Source organism: Bradyrhizobium sp. CIR18 (genome assembly GCF_014198295.1).
In the GTDB taxonomy this organism is placed as follows: domain Bacteria; phylum Pseudomonadota; class Alphaproteobacteria; order Rhizobiales; family Xanthobacteraceae; genus Bradyrhizobium.
Genome location: NZ_JACIHF010000018.1, coordinates 1 through 14,465 on the forward strand (window position 1 = coordinate 1; position 14,465 = coordinate 14,465).

14 protein-coding genes and 2 pseudogenes are annotated in these 14,465 nt (G+C 62.3%); 2 read left to right on the forward strand and 14 right to left on the reverse strand.

The features are described from left to right. Nucleotides 1–119 precede the first annotated feature (119 nt). A pseudogene (locus GGD65_RS34615) lies at nucleotides 120–1,311 on the forward strand (NADH-quinone oxidoreductase subunit D). An 84-nt stretch (nucleotides 1,312–1,395) separates the two neighbouring features. On the opposite strand, the gene GGD65_RS34620 reads toward GGD65_RS34615, so the two are convergent. The 6 genes and pseudogenes from GGD65_RS34620 to GGD65_RS34650 form a co-directional block, all read right to left on the reverse strand. After that, entirely contained in the window at nucleotides 1,396–1,689 is a 294-nt protein-coding gene (locus GGD65_RS34620) for a hypothetical protein (RefSeq protein ID WP_183238149.1), read from the reverse strand. A gap of 152 nt (nucleotides 1,690–1,841) precedes the next feature. Continuing rightward, nucleotides 1,842–2,429 (reverse strand): glutamate-cysteine ligase family protein, encoded by a 588-nt coding sequence (locus GGD65_RS34625; RefSeq protein ID WP_183238150.1) that lies wholly within the window; start codon nucleotides 2,427–2,429, stop codon nucleotides 1,842–1,844. Continuing rightward, nucleotides 2,342–2,892 (reverse strand): annotated as a pseudogene (locus tag GGD65_RS41260) (gamma-glutamyl-gamma-aminobutyrate hydrolase family protein). Before GGD65_RS41260 ends, GGD65_RS34625 begins: the two are co-directional and overlap by 88 nt. After that, nucleotides 2,804–3,013, reverse strand: a complete 210-nt coding sequence (locus GGD65_RS40890; protein ID WP_183238153.1) for a gamma-glutamyl-gamma-aminobutyrate hydrolase family protein — start codon at nucleotides 3,011–3,013, stop codon at nucleotides 2,804–2,806. The pseudogene GGD65_RS41260 and the gene GGD65_RS40890 overlap by 89 nt, the downstream one beginning before the upstream one ends. Further along, entirely contained in the window at nucleotides 3,010–3,216 is a 207-nt protein-coding gene (locus GGD65_RS34645) for a hypothetical protein (protein ID WP_183238154.1), read from the reverse strand. The genes GGD65_RS40890 and GGD65_RS34645 overlap by 4 nt, the downstream gene beginning before the upstream one ends. Nucleotides 3,217–3,956: 740 nt before the next feature. Further along, nucleotides 3,957–4,322 carry a hypothetical protein gene (locus GGD65_RS34650; protein ID WP_312014221.1) on the reverse strand — a complete coding sequence of 122 codons (366 nt, stop codon included), beginning with the start codon at nucleotides 4,320–4,322 and terminating at the stop codon, nucleotides 3,957–3,959. A gap of 521 nt (nucleotides 4,323–4,843) precedes the next feature. Here GGD65_RS34650 and GGD65_RS34655 point away from each other — a divergent pair. Continuing rightward, nucleotides 4,844–5,377, forward strand: a complete 534-nt coding sequence (locus GGD65_RS34655) for a DUF1003 domain-containing protein (RefSeq protein ID WP_018322042.1) — start codon at nucleotides 4,844–4,846, stop codon at nucleotides 5,375–5,377. A gap of 67 nt (nucleotides 5,378–5,444) precedes the next feature. On the opposite strand, the gene GGD65_RS34660 is transcribed toward GGD65_RS34655, so the two are convergent. The 8 genes from GGD65_RS34660 to GGD65_RS34695 are packed head-to-tail and all read right to left on the reverse strand — an operon-like array spanning nucleotide 5,445 to nucleotide 14,401. Beyond that, the gene (locus GGD65_RS34660; RefSeq protein ID WP_018322041.1) at nucleotides 5,445–6,497 is read right to left on the reverse strand and encodes a UDP-glucuronic acid decarboxylase family protein; all 1,053 of its coding nucleotides are present in this window, start codon (nucleotides 6,495–6,497) and stop codon (nucleotides 5,445–5,447) included. Further along, a complete protein-coding gene (locus GGD65_RS34665; RefSeq protein WP_018322040.1) occupies nucleotides 6,494–7,627 on the reverse strand; it encodes a glycosyltransferase in 1,134 nt (377 codons plus the stop codon). Before GGD65_RS34665 ends, GGD65_RS34660 begins: the two co-directional genes overlap by 4 nt. Further along, complete coding sequence (locus GGD65_RS34670) at nucleotides 7,624–8,712, reverse strand: glycosyltransferase (RefSeq protein ID WP_018322039.1); 1,089 nt, start codon at nucleotides 8,710–8,712, stop codon at nucleotides 7,624–7,626. Before GGD65_RS34670 ends, GGD65_RS34665 begins: the two co-directional genes overlap by 4 nt. After that, entirely contained in the window at nucleotides 8,709–9,839 is a 1,131-nt protein-coding gene (locus GGD65_RS34675) for a glycosyltransferase (protein ID WP_183238155.1), read from the reverse strand. The genes GGD65_RS34670 and GGD65_RS34675 overlap by 4 nt, the downstream gene beginning before the upstream one ends. After that, nucleotides 9,836–10,945, reverse strand: a complete 1,110-nt coding sequence (locus GGD65_RS34680; protein ID WP_183238156.1) for a glycosyltransferase family 4 protein — start codon at nucleotides 10,943–10,945, stop codon at nucleotides 9,836–9,838. The genes GGD65_RS34675 and GGD65_RS34680 overlap by 4 nt, the downstream gene beginning before the upstream one ends. Next, nucleotides 10,942–12,228 carry a TIGR04295 family B12-binding domain-containing radical SAM protein gene (locus GGD65_RS34685; RefSeq protein ID WP_018322036.1) on the reverse strand — a complete coding sequence of 429 codons (1,287 nt, stop codon included), beginning with the start codon at nucleotides 12,226–12,228 and terminating at the stop codon, nucleotides 10,942–10,944. The genes GGD65_RS34680 and GGD65_RS34685 overlap by 4 nt, the downstream gene beginning before the upstream one ends. Beyond that, nucleotides 12,225–13,289 (reverse strand): NAD-dependent epimerase/dehydratase family protein, encoded by a 1,065-nt coding sequence (locus GGD65_RS34690; RefSeq protein WP_026202667.1) that lies wholly within the window; start codon nucleotides 13,287–13,289, stop codon nucleotides 12,225–12,227. Before GGD65_RS34690 ends, GGD65_RS34685 begins: the two co-directional genes overlap by 4 nt. Further along, the gene (locus tag GGD65_RS34695; RefSeq protein WP_183238157.1) at nucleotides 13,289–14,401 is read right to left on the reverse strand and encodes an NAD-dependent epimerase/dehydratase family protein; all 1,113 of its coding nucleotides are present in this window, start codon (nucleotides 14,399–14,401) and stop codon (nucleotides 13,289–13,291) included. The genes GGD65_RS34690 and GGD65_RS34695 overlap by 1 nt, the downstream gene beginning before the upstream one ends. Nucleotides 14,402–14,465 lie beyond the last annotated feature (64 nt).

The window sequence follows — 14,465 nt, forward strand, 5'->3', positions numbered from 1 at the left end:
CGCAACGCCAAGCATGTCGACCGCCCGACAGTGGCGCAGACGCTGCCTTCGGCGCTGGAATGGCTGTGGAAGGGCTATCCGTTTCCGTGAGGTCTTGCAATGTCGTGGACAGAAAGCGTGTGGCCGAACAGTCTCCGAGCCTCAGAAACTTCACCATCAATTTTGGCCCACAGCATCCCGCCGCTCACGGCGTGCTCCGGCTCGTGCACGAACTTGATGGCGAGGTGGTCACGCGGGTCGATCCGCATATCGGCCTGTTGCATCGGGGCACCGAGAAGCTGATCGAAGCCAAGACGTATCTCCAGGCGATCCCGTATTTCGACAGGCTCGACTATGTTGCTCCACTGACTCAGGAACACGCCTTCTGTCTTGCGATCGAGAGATTGATCGGGCTCGAAGTGCCGCGGCGAGGGCAGCTCATCCGGGTGCTCTATCACGAGATCAGCCGGATCCTGTCCCACCTCCTGAACGTCACCACCCAAGCCATGGATGTCGGTGCCCTGACGCCGCCGCTGTGGGGCTTCGAGGAACGCGAAAAGCTGATGGTTTTCTACGAGCGCGCGTCGGGCAGCCGGATGCATGCGAACTACTACCGGCCAGGCGGCGTGCACCAGGATCTCCCCCCGAAGCTGATCGACGACATCGAGGCCTCGTGCGATCCGTTCCTGCGTGTGGTGGATGATCTGGATCGGCTGCTTTCGCTGAACCGGATCTTCAGGGGCCGTAACGTGGATATCGGCAGGGTCACCCTCGAGCAAGCCTGGGCCCGGGGCTTCTCGGGCGTGATGGTGCGCGGGTCCGGTGCGGCCTGGGACCTGCGGAAGCGCAGCCCTATGACTGTTATGCGGAAATGGACTTCGATATCCCGGTTGGTAAGAACGGAGACTGCTACGATCGGTATCTCATTATGGAGGAGATGCGGCAGTCAGTCCGCATCATGAAGCAGTGCATCGAGAAGCTGAGGTCTCCGTACGGAAGAGGCCCGGTTCTCGTACAAGACAACAACGTCGCGCCGCCTCGGCGCGGCGAGATGAAGCGCTCCATGGAAGCGCTCATTCATCATTTCAAGCTGTACACGGAAGGATTTCACGTTCCTGCCGGCGAGATTCACGTAGCCGTCGAAGCGCCCAAAGGCGAGTTTGGAGTGTTCCTGGTCTCGGATGGCACCAACAAGGCCTACAAATGCAAGATCAGGTCGCCGGGGTTTGCCCACCTCCAGGCGATGGACTTTCTCTGCAAGGGGCACTTGCTGCCGATGTCTCAGCGATTCTAGGCTCATTGGACATCGTGTTTGGCGAGGTGGATCGTTAAGAGGTCGTGTTTGCATTGGACGCAACGTCTTGAGCCAGTGCCTGGTCGAATAGATCTCGCTTTGACCTTCACTTGAACGCGATATCACCCGGAGGCAGTTTCGATCCAAAGGCCGCCAGTGTTGCGAAAGGGCTGTTGATCCCTGGCTTTCTTAGGCTCGTCATTCCTCGCGGCGAAATTGCCGGTCTCCGTCGAAGTCCTTAGCCGTTTCGTCACGTCGCCGATCGCTTCCCGCGGCGAGCGGCCGAACTTCCTCAAGCCGCGGAAATATTCGAGCTGAAGATGCGCCGAGGTACCGCGCTTCGGGATGGTCTTGAGATGCTGGATGTCCTCTTCGACCCCGAGATGTTCGATGTCGGGCGCTAGCAGGGCTATCACCGCGTTTCAGCCAGCTTCTGGCTCCAACGACACCAAATCGATGTAGGTGCCATCGGTTCCGTAGCGCTAGGCGCGCCAGCGGTTTTCTTCGATCAGCGCGCGATGCACTGCCGAATGGTTCGCATTCAGATCGGGATGATGCACGACGTGCCTCACCAGCGCACGACCGCCGCGATCGCGACCGAGTCCGCAATCGCTGTGCAGCAGTCGGTTATACGCAGCTCGAGGGTGGGGTGCTGGAGGGAGGGCCGCAAGGCCCACCAGACATAGCTGGCGTTGGGGACGATGCCCGCGTCGACCAATGTCTTCACATAAGTCTCGTATTCGGCGAGGTTGCGAAACATCTCGGGAAAGCCGGTGCGGGGCAGGGCATCATTCGCGGCGTTGCGATAGCCCAGCAATCCAGTGGGATAGCCGCACCAGAACGGCGACGAGGTCGACAGCGCGAGCAGTAGCGGGAGGAACGGTACCAGTCGGTGCATGATCTCGACCCGCAGGTCGGGCTCGGGCACCTCGACGTGAACATGTAGCCCGCTGATGGGGTTGCCGAGGCCGACCATCCCGAGATCGCTGATGACCTTGCGGCGCTGCGGATTGGCGGTTGACCAGGAAGTATTCCTCCTCGATACCGAAGCGGTAGCGGTGCATGGCCCTAAGCTGTCCTTTTCGCCTTTGCATGCAAGCGAACCGCATCTCCGAAGGTGGAGAGGATGCGCCGATGCATGATCTGTGTTGCCCAATACTTCGGGTGAAACAGCGTGCCGAGCGCAAAAGCGCCGGCGCCCGCGACGATGACGGCCTCTATCGAGCCATCCTCCGCCACGGCCTCCGCGATGAGCCCCGGTGCGAGATCTTTGATTAGGAAGCTGTGCAGCGAATTCACTGTGACGCGTCTGCGCCGCAGATCTGTTGCAGGACACCTCCTTTGCGCAACGTCACCTTTTGCCGGAGCCGGTAGCGCGCATCTTCATTGTCCGCGTCGGGCGTGCCGTGGCGCTGGTCTTCGGGCAGGCCATCCGGGTCCTTCGCCAGCGTGCCGCCAAAAGCGACGTTCAGCTCCTGGATCCGCGGCAGACAAAGAGCGCGGGGATTCCGCGCGCCAGCGCGCGCGGGATCAGATGGAGCGCGACTCGTCGCGGAATTCATCGAACCGGCCGTCGCGAGAGTCGTCGACCATTTGGCTGTAATGCGAGGGATGAACATTGGTCTGCCCGCCGCTGATGAAAAGACCGTCAAGGCCATCGAGATAGGCGTCGATGTCGGCTTGGCGCGCCGCCGGAAGGATCCGCGGCACGGCACCGGCGACCAGGCCGATGGCGTTCACGCAATCATCGCAACCGACGAGAGCTGCTCGCCGCGTGCGACCATCGTCTCGGAGAGAATGCCCACCTGCGGCGCGCCGATGCGCGCTTGCCACTGCCCCCGCGAGGCGCTGTGCTGCCACTGCTGGAGGCCGTAGGCCACCGCACCCGCGGCGCTGCCGAATTGATGAATCGCTGCCTTGCGCTCCCCGACGTTCGTTCCCAAGCGAAGCGCCCATCGACTACAGGCGGCGGGGTCGTGCGATCGATTGTGGGATGCGGCTCGTGCAAATGTCTCGCCTGCGTCAATTCGTGTGTCTGTGCCTGGTAAAACAGCGATTGATCAGAATGGTTGCTCTGCTTAGATCTGTTGACCCTGTGGCGCCGTTAACTTTTGTTATGAACGCGGATCTTCGGGCAAGAGCCGAAGTACGCAACGAGCATCCAAAACCGGGCGAGGGGCGCCAGAGCAAACCGGGTAAGCAACTGGGCAAACCCAAGATGGGCCGACATTCCTCGCCGCGTGCCTCTGCCCATTCAACGATCGTCCGAGATTAACCTTTGTTGTGGGCGCCTCGTGCCCAATTGCATATCCTCATCAAATTAAGAAGAGAAACGCGATGGGATTGAAGCGCAGGCGGATCAAGCAAACAAACTCTCTCCAAGACCGCTTGGCTCAATCCGAGAAGCACATGAGGAAGCGAGCTCACGCCGAGCCGATCGACGCTGAGAAGAACGAGCTTCTCAAGAAGGTCCGCAACGCAGAGCAAACCGTGGACATAGAACGGCAGCTCCGGCAACCGCACTCGGGCGGATGTACCCCAGCGAGCCAGAAGGCCTCCGGTCCGACCCCGGAGGCCTTCTGCCAGTGTTCAAGTTGAAAGCAGATCAGCGATCCGCTATTCATTTCAGCTCAAGGCATTCGTCACGGGCGGCTCGTTCATCTGCTCCACCTGAGCGCTGCTGTCAGGCCCTGGCGGCCCGAGCACCGGCTCTTGGCCCAGGGCTCGAACCCGCCGCAGAACGCGAAGAATACATGTCGGCCCGGAGATTGCCGCTGGCGTAGATGTGCGAGCGGTCGAACGGCGCGCCGTCGCAATTGGCTGGGAATGTCGACAGGCTGGTCGAGAGCAAATGCCGATGCAACATTCCCTCGATGACATGCCGCGGCGCATCGAGGGGGCGAAGGTCGCCGGCATTCATGAAATGGTGCTGAGGCTGCCCAATGGCCCCGAAGCCGCTTTCGAGTCTGCCCCGCTCCCGCACGACTTCGCTGGCCATTGCGCTTAGAGTAAAGAACTGATCGACGATCGAAACGAACAGAAAAACCACGAATCTAAGCACCGACGAGAATCGCAAAGTTCGTCCACGCTTCGACGCCTCAGGTGGTCACCGACTTTAGCTGGGATACGACGAAGAGTAGCAATTGGTATGCCCAGCAATTGACCTTGAATTTCGACCAACGTCTTATGTATGCGCGTGAGGAATCCAGGTTAGCAGTTTCGATGTCGGTCTTGATCTTGTCGTAGGAAAAGCTCGATAACGAAGAGGCGATAGCGAACCACGTTGAGCACTGTTGTCATTTGAAAACGGCCGTTAAACTATTGAACTTATTAGAAGGCATTTTGAGCCCCTTTTCCAAACCCGCTTTCATTAATCAAGCAGGTGTTGATTCCGCCATTCGGAGGCTCGATCCCTCCCGCGCCCAGCCAGCCCTGAGGTCGCGGCTCTATCTTGTTGCTCCACCTCGCCGAGGTCTTGCACGCCGGGCGTCGGCCAGGCGGTCGTCAATTGCGCGGCGTCGGGGTAGCCAAGCTATAGGAACCGCGGGCGGGTGCGCCGGTTTCCACGTCATGAAGAAACACTTAGCGCCCCGTCCACAAGCTGCACCCGGGCTGACGCCGGCTCTCGAGCGGAATATCCACGCTCTAGTCGAGCGAAGGAAGCGCGAGCAATCCGACGCGTCTATTCAGCAAAAGGTCGCCGATGCGATAACTTCGTTTACCGGCAGCATGCAGTTTGTTTACCTGCACTTATTCGCTTTTGGATTTTGGATAGCCGCAAACCTCGGATGGCTTCCAGGAATTGTGCCATGGGACCAGAGCTTTGTAGTGCTCGCTATGATTGCCTCTGTAGAGGCAATCTTTCTTTCGACCTTTGTTCTGATCTCTCAAAATCGTATGGCGGCCGAAGCGGATAGAAGGGCGGAGTTGGATCTGCAGATCAGTCTCCTCACCGAACATGAGATCACGAAGGTGGTCGCGCTCCTGAATGAAATGGCCCGCAAAATGGAGATAGATTCCCGGCAGAACGAAGAGCTTCAGGAAGCCGCCTCAGATATCGCGCCGGAGCGCGTTCTCGACAAGATCGAAGAGAGCAAGGACTAAGCAGGCGCAACGGCGCTCCTGCCGCGAGACGCCAGAGCCGGAATGAGCGCTTCTGGCTCTCAGCTGGCTATTCGGGACTGAGCAGGCTGCGCGCCGGACCTCTCTTTCGCTGCGCGAGAGCTGGCACGAGCGTCGGTGGCTCGCCCGCGATGCGCATCGCGAAATAGGCGATCGTGGCTTGAAGACCATCCTTCAGTGCCACCCGCGGGCGCCATCCCAACAGCCGCATAGCGGTGTCAATGGCGGGCTTGCGGCGCTTTGGATCGTCTTTTGGCAGCGGCTCGAAGCGGAGCGGCGAGGCCGAGTCCGTATACGTCAGAACCTCTCGGGCTATAGCTTCGATCGTCACCTCGTGCGGATTGCCGAGGTTGCAGGGACCGGTCACCGATGAGGAGCTTTCCATCAGCAACTGGAGGCCTCGCACGAGATCATCGACGAAGCAGAAGCTTCTGGTCTGCGTACCGCCGCCATAGATCGTAATCGGCTCCCCGCGCAGGGCCTGCACGATGAAGTTGGAGACGACACGGCCATCGTTCTCCAGCATGCGTGGGCCGTAGGTGTTGAAGATGCGCGCCACCTTGATCTCGGTCCCCCGCGTGCGGTTGTAGTCGAACATCAGTGTTTCGGCGGCGCGCTTGCCCTCGTCGTAGCAGGCTCGTGGCCCGATTGGGTTGACGTTACCTAGATAGGATTCCGGCTGTGGGTGCACCTCCGGATCACCGTAGACTTCGCTCGTGGAAGCTTGCAGGACGCGGGCACCCTTCCGGTGCGCGAGCTCGAGCAGGTTGATGGTACCGAGCACGCATGTCTTCATCGTGCCGACCGGATCCTTCTGATAATGCCGGGGCGAAGCTGGGCAGGCGAGGCTGTAAATGCGGTCAATTTCCCCGTCGATCTCGATCTCCTCCTGCACGTCATGCTCGATGAACCGGAAGTTCGGATGGTTCAGCAGTGGCCTGATGTTGTCGATGCTCCCCGTGAAGAGATTGTCGAGGCAGATCACGGCGTAGCCATGTTGCAAAAGCGAATCGCAGAGATGAGAGCCGATGAAGCCGGCACCGCCAGCAATGAGCACGGTCGGCGAGCGGCGGAGCGTAGGGATGCGGGTCTGGAGTTTCATTGCAGGCTCTCTTCGGCGACTTGAATGGGACGGCTGGCGGCAGGCCGCGGGGATTTGCGGCGGCGGTGCGCGGCTGCTTCGGCGTAGTAACCCTCCAGCTGGCAGGCCCGGTGATCGGCGGTGTGACCGGTCAGAACGCGTCGGCGTGCGCATTCCGCAATAGTGCGCCGACGCTCCTCGGGCATGTCGCGCAGGATCTCGATGACGTCGCGCGGGCTTGAGGCCAGCAGGATTTCCCGCGACGGTGCGAAGATGGTTTCGATTCCCGGCCATTGGTCAGAGATCACGGGCGTGCCGCAGGCAGCGGCTTCGAACAGGCGAACGCTCGGCGAGAAGCCCAACGCACGCATGTCGGCGCGGGTCGCGTTGAGGGTGAAGCGCTGTTCCGCATAAAACTCCGGGTGCTGTTTTGGCGCGAGGTGCTCGATCCGCACGACATTGTCGGGCCAGACGATATCAGCGGGATATTGCGCCCCTGCGACCGCGAACTGCTCTGACGGCAGCGTGCGCGCCGGGGACAGGAGCAGCTGTTCGAGGACGGGCTGCCGGTCCTCACTATAGGTGCCGAGATAGCCGAGGGCCCATCTAACCTCCGCCTGCAGCGGAGCGTAAGCCTCCGTGTCGGCGCTGCAATAGAGAACTCGGGCCATCGGGCTGCCATACCGCTCCTCGATCATGTTGGGCACGGGCCCGCCGGCGAATGACAGATAGAGGTCGAAGCGTGGGATCATTGCGGCTGACAGGTAGTTCAGGCCTTCGTCGAGCCTCGCGAGCGTTACGGGCGTGTCGATGTCATAGAACGCGGTGATTCCCCGCGCCTGACTCGTGATCCACTCGGAAATGGCAATGCCGTCGGGCACATAAGAACCGATGATGACGAGGTCGGCGCCCCGGATCAGCTTGCCGAAGCGGCGAGGCACGTCCTTCAGCGACTGGTAAAGCTCGACCGTCCACGACGACGGCTTGGTCAGATCGCGATGCTCACGATACCAGTGGACGTCGCGCTCGAGGAAGGTGACATGGTGACCTCGTCGCGCCAGGGCCTCGATCAGGGCGCGATAGGTCGTGGCGTGACCATTGCCCCACGACGAGGTGACCGAAAGACCGACGACGACGATACTGAGGTTCATTCTGCTGCCTCGATGCGCGAGCTGCTTCCGAAAAAGAGTTGGTTGAACTGGCGGGCGCGATGCCGATAGGTGTGTTTGCTCAGGACGCGTGCGCGGGCACGGTTGGCGATCGCGGCGGCGCGATCGGCGCTGAGCGCGCCGAGATGGCCCGCCACCTCAGCTCCGCTCGCAGCCACCAGCACCTCGCGATCCGGCTCGAGAAAATGGTCGATACCCGGCCATTGATCGGTGATCAGGCAGGCGCCGGCCCCGATCGCCTCGAACACCCGCGTCGGCGGCGAGAAGCCGCAGCGCGCCATGCTGTCGCGATTGACGTTGAGGGTGGCAAGTCCGGAGCCGAAGAAGGCGTTGTGCTCGCCGGTGCCGACATGGCCGATCTTGCGGAGATTGCTTGCCGTGTCCTTGGTCTCCCAGCCGGAGCCGCCGAGCAGGAACGACTTGTCCGGCAGCTCGAGTGCGACGTCGAGAAAGAAGTGTTCGACCCGCTGTTCGCGATCAGGCAGGCGGTTTGCCAGCAGGCTGAGATCGCAGGCGAAGTCCGGTCTTGGCGGGAATGGAAAATGCGTCTCAGGATCGAGCGCGTTGTAGATCGGCACGCAGTCCCGCGCGCCCATGGCGCGGTAAGCCGAGACGACGCCGTCGCCGCCGCCGTAGGTCAGGACCGTGTCGTAGGAGGGGATCGCACCGCGCAGATGATGGCTCGGATCGTTCGCCATCGCTTCGAGAGTGGCGGGGGCATCGACATCCCAGTAGATCCGTAGGGTTCGGGAGGGCAGGGCGGCGACGGCGATCTCTAGCTCCTGATCGAAGACGCCGACGCCGCTGGCCTTGATCAGCATGTCGGCCGATCGCGCCGCAGCATCGAGCGAGCCGCGCCAACCATCGGACGTTGCGGGGTACACGACGACCCTAGCCCAATCGGGATCGGCGATGTCGCGATGGGCCTGCCGCTCGAACGCGTCGGGTTCGAAGAAGGTGATGTCGTGTCCGAGTGCCGCAATCTGCTTGAGCATGCCGCGATAATAGGTGGCGGCACCGTTCCAGTAGGAGGAGACGAGGCTGGATCCGAAGAAGCAGATCTTCATGCGGAGGCTCCAATGTATCGCAGAGGCCGGGACGAATCGGCGGAGGTGCGAATGGCCTCCACAATGCCCACGAGCTGTTGTGCGCGATGACGGCAAGTATGGCGCTCCCGGATCGTCCGCAGCCCGGCGGCCAGCATGGCGGCGGACATCTCCCGATCATCGAGCACAGAACGGAGCGCGCGCTTCATCTCTTCGCCACTGGCGGCCTGGAGATAGGCGCCATCAGGAAACAGGCCTTCCACGTCGGACCAGGGGGCCGAGATCAGGGGAATGCCGCAGGCGAGCGCCTCGAACACCCGAATGGTGGGGATCCCCGGAAGCGAGCGCACATAGGGCCCGCGAGGAACGTGAACGGTCGCGCGCGCTCCCGCGAAGGCGACCGACGCCCAGTGCGCCGGCAGCCAGCCTCCATAGCGGATGCCCGCGGCCTGGATGGTCTGGAGAGCGGCATCAGAGTAGCGAACGCCGTAGACGTTCGCGCTCAGCTTCAGTTCAGCAACGGGCTCGACCAGAAACTCGTTGAGTTCGGCGCTGCGTTCGCCGTCGCCCCAATTGCCGATCCAGACCAGATCGTCGGTGCGCTCGATATGCGGCAAGGGATGATACATGGACGTGTCGGCTGCCTCGTGCCAGGTATAGGCACGATCTGCCCAGCCGAGATTCATGTAGATCTGACGAAGCACCTCGCCGAAGGCGAGCACACCGTCGAACGCGTCGAGGTCGAACTGCGCGAGCTCGTCCGGCGCGGTGACCGCCCGATGATGGGTGTCGTGGAACAGCAGCGTGAAGGGGGCGCCGTGCGCGCGCCTATATCCGATCTGCCCGATCACGTCGGGCGAATTCCATTCGTGCACGACGACGAGATCGGCACCATCCAGAGCCTCATCGAAATCGAGTGAAGCATCGTAGCGACGAATGGAGATGCCGGGGAAGAGCCGGCGGATGTCTTGCAGGGCCTGACTGGCGCTTTCGCGGATGGCATTCAACCGGCTCCAGCCATCGACCGGCTCGAACACCACGACCTCGTGGCCGAGTGCATGCAGCTCGCGGGCATAGCCGCGCAGGAAATGGGCGTTGCCGTTGTTCCAGCAGGAGGTGAATGCGTGGTAGAACAGAACGCATTTCATGCGCGCACCTCGATCTGACCGGCTTGCGTTGACCTGCGATCGGAGGCGTGCAGCCCCTCGTAGAGCTTCAGATAGGCGCTGGTCGTGCGCGCCAGGGAATAGGTCAGGGAATGTTCATACGCAGCGCGTTGCAGGCGCGTCCTTTCGAGATCATCGGCGCAGAGTTTGACGAGGATTCGGTGCAAGGCCTGACTGTCGCCGGCATCGAAGAAGAGCGCTGCTCCACTCCACAATTCCCGGAACGTTGGAATATCCGACAGCACGAGCGCGCAGCCGGCGGCGGCCGCCTCCAGAACGGAGAGGCCGAACGGCTCGTACAGCGCTGGGCTGACGAAGATTGGGGCGTGTCGGAGATGTTCGCGCAGGGCGCTGTGCGGCAATGGACCAAGCCAGGCGATGCCGAGGGGATCTATCTCCGCCGGGCCCGCGACCTCGACCGGCCAATCCAGTCCTGGCGCAGCCTCAGCCAAGACTTCGATATTCTTGGCACGATCCCACAGGCGACCGGCCGCGAAGATCAGCTCCCGCTTTCGGCTTGGCGCGGCGCCAGCCGCAATCCCATTCCAGATCACGGCGCCGGGAGAGCGCGGGTGATAGATCTCGACGATGTCATCGTGAAAGGATTGGCTCGGGCAAACCCATGCCTGCGCACTGTTGAGCGCAGCGGCCACCCGGTCCGTGTAACGCGCCCATCGGGGCTCGCCGAGCCATGCCGAATCCTGGCAGGCCAGCGCCCATGAGTTGACGCAGGAATGCGCGACGAGAACGGTCGGCGCATGCCACGGCAGGGTTGCCTCCCGAAAACTGTTGAGGTGGGCGACGTCGGGCCTGAGCCTCGCTTCGAGGCCGGCGAGGACACGTTCGGCCTTGGGAAAGTCGCGTCCTTCCGGATCTTGCCACTCCAAAGCGAGGTCGGTTTCGACGAGGCGGACTCGAGAGTCGCGCAGCATCTCGCGCTGGTCGGCGCGCGCGGGCGGGCCCATGGTTGCCAAGGTTACTTCGGCGCCCGAGGCGGCAAGGCTCGCGGCGAGGGAGCAGGAATAGGTCCATACGCCCCCGACGGTGTCGGTCGTCATCAGGATTTTGATGTCCGCATCTCGGCTCATGGCGCCACCGGATGTTCGAGGGCATCGAGGGGCATCGGCCGATCGTTCTGCACGTCGCTGAACTGGTCGTACATTCCGAGATAATGCCGGTGCGCGCGCTCCCAGGCGAAATCGTCGGCTTCGCCCCACAGCTTTTGATAGTCCGGCGAGCCCGGATAGGGATAAAGCGGGACCGGGTCGTTGGCCCAGATGCCGGCATTCTGCATCTTGCTGCGCCAACGCTGCACGACGGGATCGTCGTCCTCGGGCACCTCGATCAGATTGGCCTGTACGAAGGGGACGTGGCGCCGGGCCTCGACCAGCCGGTCGGCAAGCTGATCGGTGGTCATCTTGCAATTCTTGGCGAGCGCCGCCCGTCCCTCGACCGTGAGGCTCTCGATTCCAGCCTCGATCGAAACGCAGCCGGCGCGGCCGAGCAGCGCGAGCATGTCTGGCTTCCAGAGATCGATCCGCGTCTGCACGCCGAATTTGAGGCCGCGCGTACTCAGCCCTTCCAGCAGTTCCGCATTCGGAAGGAATATCTCGTCGATGAAGTAGATATATTCGACGCCTTGGCCGCGCAGGCTGTCGATCTCATCAAGGATGATCGCGGGAGGGCGCTTGCGGTAGGCGTTGCGGAAATTCTCCTTGGCGCAGAACGTACAGTTGTAGGGGCATCCCCGCGAAGCCTCGACCTCCGCGCCGGGGCCGACCGGCTCGGCGTCGAAACGGTGATGGTGGTGATAATGACGCCGGATCATCTCGTCCGGCCAAGCGAGCGCCGGCTGATCCCTGAACTCGACAGCTTGAGGACCGCCATTGACGCGGATTGAGCCACCGTCGGCAAAGCACAGACCGGGAAAGTCTCGCTCGCCGTTTGCGAGCCTCAACAAGGATCCTTCGCATTCCCCCATTACGACCAAGTCGACGCCGAGCTTCCTGAGCGCCGCCCGTGGGGTCGTTGAGCCGTGCGGACCTACTGCGGCCAGGACTGGCGCTAGATCCCGCGCCGCCGATGCGAGCTCCTGCGGAACGCGCAGCTCCGGTGGCGCGCAACGCCAGAACAGATAGGTCGGCGCCGTCGTGATGACGATCATGTCGGGCTCGAACGCACGCAGTTCGGCCTCGATGTCCCGCAACGACAGATCGAACATGTGCGCATCGAGCAACAGCGTCCGGTGCCCGGCCGCTCTCAGATAATGCTCGCAGATGCCGAGCTCGAGCGGAAGGTGGGGGGACCGGCACCCGAAATAGATGCTGCCGCCGAAATCCCAATTCGGATTGATCAGGGCGACGCGCCTCATGCCAGGGCCTCGCGGTTACCTTGAGCTGCTCCAAAACGACTGTCGAGCCAGGCGTGGAGCGAGCGGAGGCCCTCCGTCAGCGAAACCCGCGGTGCCCAACCGAGTGCGGTCGACAAAGCACGGGTGTCGGTGACGTACCAGGGCTGATCGCCCGGACGCCAATCGGCAAAGCTGTAAGCGATTTCACGGCCGGTCAGTTCCGTGATATGGTCGATGAGCTCGCGAAGGCTGACCGCGTTGGCGGGCCCGCCGCCGAGATTGAATACGCGTCCCCGCGCGAGCGCGATGCGATCGAGCACCGCGAGCCAGGCCGCGGCGGCATCCGACACGTGCAAGGCGTCGCGAACCTGATAGCCATCACCATAGATCGTCAACGGCTTGCCGCGGATCGCGCTCAGCAGGAAGTGCGCGATCCAGCCCTGATCCTCAGTGCCGAACTGGCGGGGGCCGTAGATGCAGCTCATGCGCATCACCACGGTCTGGAGCCCGTAGACTCGCGCATAGTCATGGACGTACTGATCGGCGGTTCCCTTGGAGCAGCCATAGGGGCTGTAGAAGTCGAGCGGCGCGTTCTCGGAGATGCCGTCCGCCAGCAGGGCGCTAGTGGGCGTGTAACGACGGCCGGTGAGGGCGATCTCACTGTCCTCGATCAGGCGGCCATAGACCTTGTTGGTGGACGCGAATACGATCGGCGCGGTGCTGTTGTGAAGCCGAACCGCTTCGAGCACGTTCAGGGTGCCGCGTGCGTTGATCTCGAAATCGGCAGCGGGATCGCTCACGCTGTCCGTGACGGCGACCTGAGCTGCCAAATGCAGCACGGCGCGGGCATCGCGTACGGCGTCGATCACCGGGATCAGCTCGCGGACGTCGGCCACTGCGATGGTGATGAGGTCGCCGTGCCTGGATTTCAGCCATTGCGCGTTTTCGCGCACGCCCGCGCGAGCTAGATTGTCCAGCACCAATACACGCTCGCCGCGCTCCGCCAGCCGGTCGGCAAGATTACAGCCGATGAAGCCGCAGCCTCCGGTGATTAGCACGGGCCTGCTATCTTGCTCATTTATCACGCAACCAACCCTCGTTGTAGCAGCTCCTGCGTCGCCCGTGCCGCCTGGTCGTCGGCAACCTGGTATGCGAGATAATCCGCGAGTTCCTCCAGGCCGTCCTTGAACGCCACGTGCGGCTCGAAGCCGAGAAGGTCGCGCGATTTGCCGATGTCTGCGAAGCAGTGCCTGATGTCGCCGGCGCGGTATTTGAGCGTGATCTCGGGGGCGATGTCGCTGCGCCCCATGACCTGGGCGAGATCATCGGCTACCGACAGGATGCTCCTGCTTTGGCCCGAGCCGACGTTGAAGACATCATGCGCATGTTCGGCTTCCAACGCGATGCGGCAGGCACGGGCGACATCATGCACGTGAACGAAATCGCGACATTGCTCGCCATCCTCGAACACGAGCGGGGGGCGCCCGTTGAGGAGCCGCGCGGCGAAGATGGCGAGTACGCCGGTATAGGGATTCGACAACGCCTGACGGGGGCCGAACACATTGAAGAAGCGCAGCGCGACGGTCGGAATACCGTAAGCCTTGCCGGTGATCAGGCACATGCGTTCCTGTGCATACTTGTTCAGCGCATAGACGGAGCTGAGTGAAGGCAACTTGGTCTCCGGCGTAGGCACGGGCTCGAGCGGATGCCCGGCTGTGTCGCGCAACCCCCATTCCCCTCGGCGGAGCTGTTCGATTGATCGTTCGTCGCAGGCAACGACGCTTTGATCGGGCCTTCGATAGAGGCCTTCGCCATAGATGCTCATGGACGAGGCGACGACCAGCCGCTCGACGGGGCGCTTCGACAAGGCTTGGAGCAGTACGGCGGTGCCCAGCTCATTCGTCCGCACATAGGGCTCAATGTCGTACATGCTCTGGCCGACGCCGACGGCGGAAGCAAGATGCAAGACCATGTCGGCGCCGCGCAGCGCGTGGTCCACGGACACGCTGTCAGTGATGTCACCAACAATGAGCTCGGCATCTTCGGCGAGATAGGAGGGACGCTGGCAGTTACTGCCGTGAACCTGAGGCGAAAGGTTGTCGAGCAGACGGACTTCGTAGCCCGCCGCCAGCAGAATGTCCGTCGCATGAGAGCCGATGAAACCAGCGCCACCCGTAATCAATACCCGCGTCATTCACCGCTCCGTGCAGCCTTAAGACCGATCCGCTCAGATCGGTCGATGATGTCTGGTGAAGCGC

Coding starts and splice junctions, on each gene's coding strand:
- GGD65_RS34655 (WP_018322042.1), top strand. CDS start 4,844: ATGAAGAAACACTTAGCGCCCCGTCCACAAGCTGCACCCGGGCTGACG.
- GGD65_RS34670 (WP_018322039.1), bottom strand. CDS start 8,712: ATGAAGATCTGCTTCTTCGGATCCAGCCTCGTCTCCTCCTACTGGAAC.
- GGD65_RS34665 (WP_018322040.1), bottom strand. CDS start 7,627: ATGAACCTCAGTATCGTCGTCGTCGGTCTTTCGGTCACCTCGTCGTGG.
- GGD65_RS34695 (WP_183238157.1), bottom strand. CDS start 14,401: ATGACGCGGGTATTGATTACGGGTGGCGCTGGTTTCATCGGCTCTCAT.
- GGD65_RS34680 (WP_183238156.1), bottom strand. CDS start 10,945: ATGAGCCGAGATGCGGACATCAAAATCCTGATGACGACCGACACCGTC.
- GGD65_RS34685 (WP_018322036.1), bottom strand. CDS start 12,228: ATGAGGCGCGTCGCCCTGATCAATCCGAATTGGGATTTCGGCGGCAGC.
- GGD65_RS34660 (WP_018322041.1), bottom strand. CDS start 6,497: ATGAAACTCCAGACCCGCATCCCTACGCTCCGCCGCTCGCCGACCGTG.
- GGD65_RS34675 (WP_183238155.1), bottom strand. CDS start 9,839: ATGAAATGCGTTCTGTTCTACCACGCATTCACCTCCTGCTGGAACAAC.